12 protein-coding genes and 1 pseudogene are annotated in these 12,431 nt (G+C 37.9%); 4 read left to right on the top strand and 9 right to left on the bottom strand.

The features are described 5' to 3' along the window. Window positions 1-33: 33 nt before the first annotated feature. The 6 genes and pseudogenes from BUB87_RS07480 to BUB87_RS07455 form a co-directional block, all read right to left on the bottom strand. The gene (locus tag BUB87_RS07480) at window positions 34-813 is read right to left on the bottom strand and encodes an alpha/beta hydrolase (protein ID WP_073343543.1); all 780 of its coding nucleotides are present in this window, start codon (window positions 811-813) and stop codon (window positions 34-36) included. A gap of 162 nt (window positions 814-975) precedes the next feature. Beyond that, window positions 976-1,401, bottom strand: a pseudogene (locus tag BUB87_RS07475) (ATP-binding cassette domain-containing protein); the annotation flags it as partial. A 101-nt stretch (window positions 1,402-1,502) separates the two neighbouring features. Further along, a complete protein-coding gene (locus tag BUB87_RS07470) occupies window positions 1,503-1,778 on the bottom strand; it encodes a hypothetical protein (RefSeq protein ID WP_073343539.1) in 276 nt (91 codons plus the stop codon). A gap of 59 nt (window positions 1,779-1,837) precedes the next feature. Continuing rightward, window positions 1,838-2,512, bottom strand: coding sequence for a hypothetical protein (locus BUB87_RS07465; RefSeq protein WP_073343536.1), 675 nt, complete (start codon window positions 2,510-2,512; stop codon window positions 1,838-1,840). Continuing rightward, the gene (locus BUB87_RS07460; protein WP_073343534.1) at window positions 2,463-4,082 is read right to left on the bottom strand and encodes a glucosidase family protein; all 1,620 of its coding nucleotides are present in this window, start codon (window positions 4,080-4,082) and stop codon (window positions 2,463-2,465) included. The genes BUB87_RS07465 and BUB87_RS07460 overlap by 50 nt, the downstream gene beginning before the upstream one ends. Before the next feature lie 55 nt (window positions 4,083-4,137). Next, complete coding sequence (locus tag BUB87_RS07455; RefSeq protein WP_159432378.1) at window positions 4,138-5,745, bottom strand: family 78 glycoside hydrolase catalytic domain; 1,608 nt, start codon at window positions 5,743-5,745, stop codon at window positions 4,138-4,140. A 224-nt stretch (window positions 5,746-5,969) separates the two neighbouring features. Between BUB87_RS07455 and BUB87_RS07450 the strand changes: the two genes are divergently transcribed. After that, window positions 5,970-6,866: a DUF362 domain-containing protein gene (locus BUB87_RS07450; RefSeq protein ID WP_073343528.1), complete on the top strand. Its 897-nt coding sequence runs from the start codon at window positions 5,970-5,972 to the stop codon at window positions 6,864-6,866. Window positions 6,867-6,874: 8 nt separating this feature from the next. On the opposite strand, the gene BUB87_RS07445 is transcribed toward BUB87_RS07450, so the two are convergent. The 3 genes from BUB87_RS07445 to BUB87_RS07435 form a co-directional block, all read right to left on the bottom strand. Then, window positions 6,875-8,242, bottom strand: coding sequence for a sensor histidine kinase (locus BUB87_RS07445; protein ID WP_073343525.1), 1,368 nt, complete (start codon window positions 8,240-8,242; stop codon window positions 6,875-6,877). Next, complete coding sequence (locus tag BUB87_RS07440) at window positions 8,242-8,922, bottom strand: response regulator transcription factor (RefSeq protein WP_073343612.1); 681 nt, start codon at window positions 8,920-8,922, stop codon at window positions 8,242-8,244. Before BUB87_RS07440 ends, BUB87_RS07445 begins: the two co-directional genes overlap by 1 nt. 74 nt (window positions 8,923-8,996) lie before the next feature. Then, window positions 8,997-9,560: an undecaprenyl-diphosphatase gene (locus BUB87_RS07435; protein ID WP_234945991.1), complete on the bottom strand. Its 564-nt coding sequence runs from the start codon at window positions 9,558-9,560 to the stop codon at window positions 8,997-8,999. A gap of 256 nt (window positions 9,561-9,816) precedes the next feature. On the opposite strand from BUB87_RS07435, the gene BUB87_RS07430 reads away from it, so the two are divergent. Genes BUB87_RS07430 through BUB87_RS07420 form a run of 3 tightly spaced genes read left to right on the top strand, consistent with a single transcriptional unit; the run spans window position 9,817 to window position 12,427 of the window. Next, window positions 9,817-10,857, top strand: a complete 1,041-nt coding sequence (locus BUB87_RS07430) for an aliphatic sulfonate ABC transporter substrate-binding protein (RefSeq protein WP_200792780.1) — start codon at window positions 9,817-9,819, stop codon at window positions 10,855-10,857. Between the two features lie 21 nt (window positions 10,858-10,878). Further along, complete coding sequence (locus BUB87_RS07425) at window positions 10,879-11,721, top strand: ABC transporter ATP-binding protein (RefSeq protein WP_234945990.1); 843 nt, start codon at window positions 10,879-10,881, stop codon at window positions 11,719-11,721. Then, a complete protein-coding gene (locus BUB87_RS07420) occupies window positions 11,633-12,427 on the top strand; it encodes an ABC transporter permease (protein WP_327021793.1) in 795 nt (264 codons plus the stop codon). The genes BUB87_RS07425 and BUB87_RS07420 overlap by 89 nt, the downstream gene beginning before the upstream one ends. Window positions 12,428-12,431: the final 4 nt, after the last annotated feature.

The raw sequence follows: 12,431 nt of genomic DNA, 5'->3' as shown, positions 1-12,431 counted from the left end.
TACAAACCTTAATTTTAAGGGAATAGCCTTTTGCTATCCCCTTAGTAATTCTTTTTTAAAAAATTCTACCGATTCATTTATAGCTGTTTTCTCCCATTCAAGATTATTAAAAGTGTGGTCTGCATTTTCTATTGTAACCCTTCTAGCATTGCTTCCATAAACCTCATTGAGAATTCTATCAGATACTTTATACTCTACAGCAGCATCATTAGTTCCATGCACTATAAGTACATTGTTGTTATAACCTTTAGACAGCTCAAATATATTTAATTTTACGATATCCTCCACAAAATTCTTGCTAAGGGCAAGACCACCTATATCTACAAAACCGTATTTCTCCATTGTATCGCCAAATCTATTGTTCTCCCCATTCGCCATCGCCTCAGGTATGTTAAAAGCAGGAGCCCATAGTACTAATGCTTTTACATCATCCTTATACTCATTTGCAAGAACACCTGCAATAGCTCCTCCCATGCTTAAACCAAGTACCCCTATCCTATTCAGGTCAGTTGTAGGCTGCTGCTTAATAAAATTCAATATCTGCCTGGCATCTTCTAATTCGCCGCTAAAGGTCATTTCACTAAAGTCTCCATCGCTTTCCCCTGACCCGTAAAAATCAAATCTGACACTTCCTATTCCTGCTTTTTCTAAAGCTCGTGACAATTTTACAAATATAAAATGGGGCTCCATTTTATTTCCCGTAAAGCCGTGAAAGATCGCTACCATTGGCACTTTCCCGTTTGAATTATCAGGTATGTGCATCATACCTCTTAAAGTCCTTCCACTGTATGTAATCTCAACAGCTTTTTGCATAATTAAAACACCTCCACGATTTTCTATAATTTATTATAGCATATCTTAGAAAACATTTCCTCTATCGACGATACACCCATCATCCAAAACCATCACCTCATCGGCAATAGCTAAGGTAGAAAGGCGATGGGAAACAATCAAGGTTGTGCGCCCTTTCATCAACTACCTTAATGCATTTTCTATCTGATGCTCCGCAACACTGTCCATGGAGGCAGTAGGTTCATCCAGCAGCAATACCGGAGCATCCTTTAAAAAAGCTCGAGCAATGGCAATTCTCTGCCTTTCGCCGCCTGAAAGCTCCCTGCCGCACTTTCCGATTATAGTGTTATAACCATCAGACAGCTTCTCTATAAAATCATGGGCAAATGCCGCTTTAGCCGCATCTATGACTTCGTCTCTAGTTGCCTGCGGTTCTGCTATAGCGATGTTATCGTAGACGGTGCCCATGAATATAAAGGTGTCCTGGGGTACATAGGAAAAGTATTGCCTCCACTCATCAAGGGACATATCAGAAAACGCCTTCCCATTGATGTACATACTCCCTGATTCAGGCACATACAAGCCCGCTAATAGTTTCAAAAGGGTACTTTTGCCTGCACCGACCGCTTTTACCGGCTATACCCAATACCGAGCCACGTTTTACCCTAAAGGATATGTCCTTTAAAACCAACCTGTCTTTATAACCAAATTTAAGGTCTTTTACTTCCCCAATACATGGGATAATAATCCTGAATAAATTTTATTAGCCCTGACAACAAAATCAAAAAAGTCAAGGTCACAATAATGTCTTTAACCCCAAGGACATCTTTTGCTGTACTCATGGCATCCGCGCTCTTTCGCAATAAAATCGCCGTGCCGATGGTTGTGGCAATCCCTGCCACTATTATCAGCTGAAACGATATTAAATCCCACCAAAAATGCGGGAAAAGACCCGGTATGCGCTTTAAAGCATCATTTTTCTTCATATCATTTCTCCCCCTATGTAATATCCTGGTAAGACATCAGGAATACTCTTGAGGAGTTTTCAAAATCTAATTTTTAACATACTACCAATTTTGATCCTCTCTCCATTCTGTACTTTTTTAACAGAACCATCGGTTTCTACGTAAATCTCATCATATACATCTTTTAAATCGATGACCATATACCACTCATCTTCATCAGTATGTATAGCATACTCACTCCTGTCATCTATTCTCTTATAGCTGAAATCAAATAAAGCAGTCCCTATCCTCACTCCATTGTATTCCCAATTGTCCCATCCTACAGGGTTGCGCGGTTTAAATAAAATCTCTTTTTTATAAGCATGAGGCCTAATTCCAAAAACGTATGTAACAATTGGCCATATTATCCCATATCCCGTCCATGCCTGAACAAAACATCCATAATCAGGCGACATTTCAGAAAATGTACCTGGCATCCTGATAGAGAACGTGGATATTATCTGGTTGATATATCCAAGCATCTGTTCTATCCTCTCATACTGCCCTTCTGCTTCTGCCTGCGCCGCAGTAGAAATGGTCATCATGGCACTTTTATCGGTGCCGCACAGCTTAAGGCCAAATCTTCCTGTATATTCACTGCTCTCCATCACATCCAGTGCTTTGTGGGCCTTATCTACCTCTGCTATCCCTTCCTCCATAGGTAAATTAATAACCCAATTTTTCATTAAATGATTTGTCTCTACCAGGTTCTGCATCTATCGCTTCTCCTTTGAGTTTTTCTATAATATTTATGAACTCATCATCGTTACTATAAAAGCCTCTGTTTTTGAAAATGTCATATCTATCAATAAATTCTTCTGGTTTTGCCATAAAATCCGCAAAAGTATTATCCTCTTCTTTCCAGAAATCTGTATTGATTTTATCTTTTAATAACCCCGCTTTTTCTCTCCAGATCTCACTGCCCTCAATCTTTAAATAATCCAGCATTTCAGCATAGGCTTCCAGCGCTCTCTGGGTAAAAACAGCTGTATCTATGTTTTCACAATTTAACCCTTCAATCTCAATAATCCCATAACCTTCGGGCAAAAGATCGTCATCTTTATCCATATCATTTAGCAGCCAATTTATTGACTTCTCTATAAATGGAAACATCTCTTTTAAAAAGTTTACATTTCCAGTCCACTGAAATACCTGCCATACAAGTTTTATAAATTGAGCTGTTTCCTGTGTATTCCCTTTATTAAAAACCACACCATTGGTCGATACCTCATGAATTATTCTGCCATTGCCGTTTTCTTTTTCAGATACATTTTTCAATAATCTGAGCGTGTCTTCGATCTCATCAAACCTTCCAGTTGGCAATAAGCCTAAAAGGGCATAACCGTTATCGCAGCCAAACCACCACGGATATTCCGGAATGCCTGCCCCTAGGCCCCTACCTATATCCGGTACATCTCTTATCAACCAATCGTAGTTAAATTTAACCCAATCGATTGCCTGATTAATCCTCTCATCCGGAACTCTTATATTTCCACTTTTTATTAATTCCATATATCTATTTGATTTTTCTTCAAAGAGTTTATCGTGGTTATCTTTAATAAAATTAAAATCCTTTAACGCCTTTTGTTCCGAAACATATGACCCACTGATAAAAAAATTTATACTGTACGTGGATTTGCCTTTTATTTCAATATTTTTATATATTAACTTTCCGTTGGCACCATTGCCGTTGGTATTTTCTATATACCCTAATTTATCAGGTATTTCCCAGTCATCAGCTTTTTTATCAGAGCCCCAAACAATATACCACGGATTCTTTTCATCCCTACCAATAAACACTCCTACGTCTTCCCTATATTCCAGCAAGTCGTCGCCATCAAATATATTTAATTTTTCTGCCAGCCACACCGGACGAAGATCAGTTCTTAATAGCAATTCAAAGGTTATTTTCTTATCGTTGTTTGTTATATTTTTTATCTCATAATTTATTACAATTCCTTCTATCCCATCGGGACAGAATTGCTTTCTTTTTACTATTAAATCATTACCTTTTAAATTATAAACAAACTCCTGATAAAAAGGACCGGTTATATACATCGAAGCCTTTTTCAGAAATCTCTGATATTCACCTTCTTTAATCACTGCCCAAAAGCCATCTGCTAGCTTTATCGGATGATCCCATAAGCCGCCCATTTCTTCGGGTACATGCCCTCCCATATCAGGAAAAAGGCCATCCTGTGTACCGACCAAATATATTCTATCTCCCGCACAAACATATGGGTCATCCAGTCTATGGCTTTTGCTGATCTTATACGAATCTAACATCATACATCCTCCCCATTTCCAATTATGTTTGCATTATAGCATATTATAGTGATATTTATAAAGAGCTTAGGCAAAAGTGTACCTGTCCATTGGGTAAAACTATTTTCCCTTTAACTCCATCAGGCAACTTAACGGATATAGTAAATTCACCATCAACTATCTCCCATCTAACATGAATGACACCGTACATGGTAGGCACACTACCCTCTGCTCCTGTTAAATTTAAAATATGGGGTTTTATAAGCACCTCTTTAAAACCCGGCTTAAGCGGCTTTATCCCTAAGATTTCTGAGAGAAATTCATATATAGGGGTGGAAGACCAAGCATGGCAGTAGCTCCTGGCAAAGTACGGATCTTCTGGCCATGTAGTAAGGTCTGTTTTCATCATGCTATGCCACATGGTAAAAAGCCTTGGCGCTACATCATCATACGAGTCTGCTTTACTCAATGCCCTGAAAACATAAAATCTGCCATAAAGGGTAGACTTTGCAAGAATAGGATTTACGCCGATTTGAGATGCAATAGCTTTTGCCTGTTCCGGTGTAGCAGCTTCAGATAGTATTGCCCAGGCATTACCCAGTTCGCTGAATTCATCATAACCCGGTCTGTCCCTATACAATTTGTGTTCATCAGACCAGCAGGATCTCCTTACCTCTTCTGTAATTTTATCCCTTATATTCATAAAGTGATCCGCTTCACGTTCTCTTCCAAACTCTCTAAACAGTTCTGCAGCCTTCATCAGAGCATAAGCATACTGTAAGCTTATTAAGGCAGTCACTCCACCTTCTGCTCCCGGCGGGCAACCATTAGGGTGCTTCCACTCTTTTACCCAATCTACTACTTTCCAATACGGTAACTTCTCCAACAAATATGAGTTATTTAGGTACTTTTCAAGCCAATGAAGTGTAGCATTAATTCCATCAAGACATCGTTCTGTAGTTTCTTTATCAGCCGTGTGCAAATAATAATCGCTTACCATAACCACCCAGAGTATTGACCACGATGGAATTTTCTGAGGAACTACACTCGGATACCTGCTTTTAGTTATACCTTCATAATCCCTTGACCAATCAAAATGCAATACAGCCTGCCTTGTAAGGGACCAATCGCCAGAAACATATCCTGCAACCAGCGAAACAACCTGGCTGTCCCCTGCATACTGCATCTGCTCATAATACGGGCAATCTTCAAAGGTCTCATGCGTACACAATCTGACAGTCCACCATGACATATCCCACATTTTTTTGTGTAACGGATCTGATGATTGATATGTAGCAACTTCTTTTAAAGGATAGGAAATAAATCTATAATGTATATCTTCTATAAAAAGTTCTTCATCAAAAGTCTCTATATCTACTTTAACGTACCTAAATGTCCTCCAGAGTATCGGTTCATAATATGTCACCTTCCCTGATGAAATAACTACATCGAAAATTCCTTCAACATCCCCTTTGTCCGGTACATGATATGGCGTTTTTCGGCCATCCACATATAAAGCCTCTGAGTAAGTTAGCTTGATCCTTGAATTTTTGCCTCCTCTGACCTGAATTACAGGGAAACCAGTTGTAAGCATGCCAGCATCCAGTATAAAACTTGCATTGCTATGTGGCATTACCCGCATATCATTCATACCCTGCCGCTTATATATTGCTACAAACTGCATATCCTTCTCTTCCAGCTGGGCTATCATTCTAGGTATAAGCCTGTAAGGAAGTGACGTATCCGTTACATTGTCAGGGCGTATTCCCCTGTCCTATATACTTATGATGTTTTTTCTCCTGTATTTGTTTAACTTGAATATAGAAACATTCATTCATATATAATGTTTGCTTTTTATACAGAATAAAAAATGCATTATTGGGTATTACTTGTTATGAGGTGGTTACAATGAGGACAAGGAGAAGAAATTCAGCTGACATAGGTATAGCAAAAAATGACGATGAAAGGATAGCAATATCCGAAGCGTTAAATCTCATACAAGCCGATCAGCTGATTAACAGCAATGATGTAGTGGTGATCACTCCTAATTGGGTTCAACAGCAAACTCCACAGACAGGAGTGGTGGTTGGGCCTGAGAGTCTTAGAGAGATTATAAGGTTTGCTAAAAAAAATAATCCACGCAGAATTGTCGTCGCAACAGGTTCAGGTGAAAAAGATACAGCAGAAATTATGAATTCCATGGGCTTTGACCAGGTGATTAAGTCAGAAGGTGTTGAATTTATTGATCTAAATAAAGGCCCATTTATAAGAGTAGACCTGAATCATGATTCGCCATCATCCACAAACCTTAACAAATTATTTGATGAAATGACTTTTTTAATTTCCTTTACACAGCTTAAGGTTCATGAGGAAGCTACAGTGTCAGCCTCAATAAAAAACATTGCTATGGGGTGGCCACCTGCTGAAGAACACGGTCATCCAAAAAAGGATAAAGGAATACACAAGAATTTACATGGTTTTATACGGGCAATGGCACAACTAATTCCCATTGACCTTTCTATCGTAAGCTTAAATCCTGCAATGGTAGGTACAGGACCTTCTGGTGGAATACCTATACACACAGGGATCATACTATGTGGTACTGATGCTGTTGCTGTAGATACGATAGGTGCTCGCCTTTTAGGTTTCAAACCTCAAGCTATCTATTACCTTTATGACTGCATTAACAATGGTATTGGGATAGGCGATGTAAATCAAATGAATATAAAAGGACTTCCACTGGTTGAAGCAGAAAGAATTTTCAGCACCGCTGTTTACAGACAACCTGTTATTATAGACCAATAGCTAATTATCTAAACATTCGCCTTAACACCTTGAGGAAATTTAATAATAAACTTTGTACCTTCACCAACCTTGCTTTCAACAAACACAATTCCATCGTGCATATCTATTATCATCTTTGCTATAGATAATCCCAAACCCCAGCCCCCTTGCTCCTTGTTTCTGGATTTATCAACACGGTAAAACCTGTCAAAAATATGCGGTATGTCCTCCGGCGGTATGCCTATTCCATCGTCCTCAATAGACATTTTTACCTCCGATTCATTTCTAATTAATTTTATTAAAATACGGCCACCCTTTTTTGTATACTTTATGCTATTGTCAATAAATATCCTCAGCATCTCTTTAATAAGATTTTTATCACCATAAAAAATGATATTTTGTTCACTTTGTACTTTTATATTGTGCTCTGGTGATATGATTTTAGCTTCTGAAACAACCTCATTAACGATATCATTTAAACAAAAACTGCTCTTCTCTATTTTTATTTGCCCTTTATCACCTCGCGCAATTAGTAAAAGGCGCTCTGTCAATAACTTCATTTCATCCGCCTGCTTTTTTATAGCGTCAATGCCTTCCTGCAAAACACTCTTATCATTTTTACCCCATCTATCTAACATATCAATATATCCCTTTATAACCGCAATAGGTGTTCTTAATTCATGGGATACATCAGAAATAAATCTCTCTTGTCGCTCAAAGGAATCCTGTATCCTATTCAGCATTTCATTAAAGGTTTTTGCTAAACGGGTAAGCTCATCATCGGGACCATTTACCTTAATTCTTTTATTTAGATCAGTCGCCCTTATGCTTTGTACCTCCCGTATCAAATAATTGATCGGCTTTAATACTTTCAGTGTCACAACAAATCCCACGCCAATGGACAAAAATATACCTATCCCATCTACAAACAGCAGTATCATAAACAACGCCTTTAAGAAATCATATTCATTTTCCATGTCTTTTATAAGTTGGATGTAAAATATTTTACCACTTATTTCAATCCTCTGATTTAAATATACGAGGTGATATTCGTCTTTTTCTATTTTTTTTGCCTTGCCTACATTATTTAAATAGGGAAGTCTTAATTTGTCGTTTTTCACCGATGAATATATAATTTTACCATTACTATCATATACTCTTGCAATCATATTTTGAGATTCACCTGTATCAAACAATAAATTCTCATTATAATCATTAAACTCCCCTTTTATTTCCTTGATTTTTTCTAATATGGCATCTGATTGATTATAAACCTGATTTATGGATTGCTCTATAAGGTAATATCTCAAACCAAACAATATTGATGCACTGAGTATAAGTAACACTAAAGAAAAAAGTAATGAATAGATTAGGGTGATCTTTAGTGAAATCTTCATTATTTATGCTCCTTTATCACATACCCAACGCCTCTGACAGTCTGTATCAATTTTACATCATACCCGTCATCTATTTTACTCCTTAAATACCTTATATACACATCTACAATATTTGTATCGCCAATATAATCATATCCCCATACTTCATTGAGTATTCTCTCCCTGGACAAAACTATATTTTTATTTTTTAGCAAAAAAAGTAATAATTCAAACTCTGTTTTAGTAAGCGGCACATTCTTATTTCCTCTTGTCACTTCCCGTGTTGCTGTGTTTAATACAAGATCTGCCACTTTATAACTATTCTCGTCCTCCTGCTTTTTATTTTTTCTCAAAAGCACTCTTATTCTTGCCAACAATTCTTCTATGGCAAAGGGCTTTGTTACATAATCATCAGCACCGGAATCCAGTCCCATTACCTTATCTGATACCTCATCTTTGGCTGTCAATAATATTATCGGGATATTGGAAAATTCTCGCGTCTTCTTTAATAATTGTATGCCATCCATGCCTGGTAGCATTATATCCAGTATCGCCAGATCATATATATTTGTGGTTAATTTGTTATATCCTTCAATGCCATCATTGGCTATATCCACACTAAATCCCTCATGTTGCAATTCCAGCTCCACAAACCTGGCTATCATTTTATCGTCCTCGACTAGCAAAATGCTATTACCCATACTCATATCATTTAATCACCTCAAAATAATAACGCGGATATCCGCGCTATAAATCAAACTAAACATATTATAACTCATATATTATTTTTTGCAATTCTTCTGTATATGGAAATTACTTTATTTTCCAGCGGTTCAATGTATTTGTCAATATTCTTTAAAATACGACTGCTGATAAAGCCAACTGCCAATCCGCCTAATACATCGCCAGGGTAATGGACCCCCACATAAACCCTGGATATCATTACACCTATAGAAAAAGCGATCATTAAACTACCGATGACCTTATTGTACAGCATTTCAGTAAATGACACTGAACTGGAAAGTGATGAGTGGTCACTGGGAAATGACGCATCTGCCGGGTGTTTTATCAGTTGAACCACTTTATGCTCAACAAACGGTCTCGGTTCATAAAAAAATGCAGATATAATCAAATTAAATAATAGTGCAAGAAATCCTGCTAATGCAGAATTAATAGCAACTTTTTTATCTCTATCATTGCCCACAAGCCACTGCAAAATCAGAAAACCAGCATATATAAATGGTGAATACACAGCAAAAAAGATCATCAAATAATCCAGCCATTTAATATGCCCAGCAAAATCGTTTATGAGGTGCAGCCCGATTAAATTAATGTTCAATATTAATCACCTTTCTTTCTTAAGAAAAATGTTACACCTCATCGCTTAAAAAAATATTAATTAAGCATTAAAATTCAATTAGAATTTCATTTAGAAAATATTGTAATTAACATTTTAAAATTGCTCTTTCAAATAAAAATTTTTGTGTTGACAAAAATTGCTTCAAAATATATAATTTAAAATAACTCAAAATCTTATCGAAATACTTGGAATTAACGACTAAAGGGAAAGTAAATTTAACGATTGGAGGGAGTATATGTACCATATTAAGGTTTTAAAAACCTTGTCTGTTATATCGTTGCTCTTTGTGATAATAGCTTTTACCACAGCATGCAATGCAAAAACACAAAGCAAAAATACAGCTGTAAGAATTGGTTTTTTCCCCAACATAACGCACTCACAGGCACTGATAGGAAAAGCCCAAGACCAATTTCAAAAAGCATTGGGGGAGAAAAACAAGATTGAATGGAAGCAGTTTAACGCAGGCCCCGCAGAAATAGAGGCGATGCTCTCGGGACAAATAGACATAGGGTACATAGGACCCGGACCGGCAATAAATGGATATGCCAGGTCAAAGGGTGAGATCCAGATAATTGCAGGGGCTGCAGATGCAGGAGCTATTCTGATCTCCAGAAAAGACCTCAAAATCAATAGTGTCAAAGAATTAAGCGGAAAAAAGATCGCCATCCCTCAGTTTGGAAATACTCAGGATTTATGTTTAAGAGCCATCCTCAAAAAAAATGGACTGAAGGACACAACCAAAGGTGGAACAGTTGAGATCGTACAAGCTGAAAACCCCGACATAGAGGTTTTGCTGGACAGAGGAGAGATAGACGCCGCTCTGGTGCCAGAACCATGGGGTTCAAGGATGATAAAAGAAGTAAATGCCAACGTAGTCCTGGACTACGACAGGATATTAAATAGCGGAAATTATGCCACTGCTGTAGTAATAGCAAGAAAGGAGTTCATAAAAGAACACCCGGATATAGTGGAGAAGTTTTTAAAAACCCATGTGGAATTGACCGACTTTATAAATAACAATAAGGATAAGGCAAAAGAGATTGTAAACAACCAATTAAATGAATTGACAAAAAAGCCTTTATCAGAAGACGTACTCACCAGCTCATTTAACAGGCTCAAGATAACTTATGATCCTGAAAGAAACTCCGTGATAGACTTTGTAAATATTTCACTGGAAACCGGCTTTTTAAAGCAAAAACCTGATCTTAAGGAGCTTTTTAATCTAGATATACTGAACAAGATCTTAAATGAAGAAGGCAAGCAGCAGATTAAATAAGCTTAAAAGAAAGAGGTGTATATGTTGAGTTTAAAAATCTCCAATGTCAGTAAAAGTTTTATAAACAAGCAGGGAAAAAATCACGTTCTGTACAACATTAACCTTGAAATAAAATCAGGTGAGTTTATATGCTTGCTGGGCCCTTCAGGATGCGGCAAATCAACTCTTCTTAATATTATAGCTGGTTTGGAAAAACCTTCAGAAGGCAGTATTTTTTTAAATGGAACTGAAGTAAAAGAAGCAGGACCAGACAGGGCAGTCATGTTTCAGGAATCAGCCCTTTTCCCCTGGCTTAAGGTCATCGATAATGTAGAGTTTGGCATGAAAATGGCGGGAATCCCAAAAACAGTGAGAAGAGAAAAGGCGCTAAAATACCTTAAAATGGTTCACCTTACCAGATTTCAGAACTCACTGGTACACGAGCTGTCAGGAGGCATGAAGCAGAGGGTCGCCCTTGCCAGGGCATTGACCCTGGACTCTGAGGTGCTGTTAATGGATGAGCCTTTCGCTGCCCTTGACAGCCAGACAAAAAATATATTATTGCTAGAACTGCAGCGCATCTGGTTGGAGACCAAAAAGACCATAATATTCGTAACCCACAACATAGAGGAAGCAGTACTGCTTGCAGACAGAATTATTGTAATGGCTGCCAATCCAGGAAGAATAAAAAAGATATACAATGTACAGCTGGCAAGACCAAGGCAATCGGGAAGTCTGGATGTGGCGTATATAGTAGCTGACGTAATGAGAGAATTGAAAGAAGAGGTGGAAAAGGTTGCAAAAGCTGAGTTTGACGATGACTGGGATATTAAAAAAGACGCTGTTTTATATAATGCTGATAGTAATCTGGGAATTGGCTTATAAGCTTGGAGTTGATTTCCTAAAAGTCTGGAAGCCTTACACATTCCCCTCACCCCTTTCCGTATTCAGCACTCTGATGAGCCTTATAGCCGATAACAGTATTGGCGTTGCGGTGCTGGCTAGCATGAAAAGACTTATCCTAGGCTATTTTATTTCACTGGCAATAGGTACTGCCATTGGCTTAATTATGGTGCGCTTTAAATACCTTGACGAAAACCTAAACCCAATAATATTGGGACTTCAAACCCTGCCAAGCGTTTGCTGGCTACCTTTTGCTATACTGTGGTACGGCTTAAGTGAAAGTGCAATCATTTTCGTAATAGCTATAGGCTCTACTTTTGCTATCGCTATGTCCATCGTATCGGGAATCAAAAACATAAACCCTCTATACATCAGAGCCGCTAAGACCATGGGAGCGAATGGAATTAAAATATACTCCAACGTAATTATACCGGCCAGTTTACCCAGCGTAGTCTCAGGGATGAAACAGGGATGGTCTTTTGCGTGGAGGTCCCTTATAGCCGGTGAAATGCTTTACGCCACCAAGGGATTAGGACAGATCCTTATAGTGGGAAGAGATCTGGCGGATATGAACCAGGTTGTGGCAGTAATGATAGTAATAATTGTGCTGGGATTTATGGTTGACAATTTGATTTTTGGAAAAGTTGAGGAAAAAATAAGGTACAGGTGGGGCCTTGATAGGACATAACCTT

It is taken from the genome of Caldanaerobius fijiensis DSM 17918 (assembly GCF_900129075.1).
In the GTDB taxonomy this organism is placed as follows: domain Bacteria; phylum Bacillota; class Thermoanaerobacteria; order Thermoanaerobacterales; family Caldanaerobiaceae; genus Caldanaerobius; species Caldanaerobius fijiensis.
Note: the sequence above shows the minus strand (reverse complement) of the source record. Positions and strands in the feature narration are given on the sequence as shown.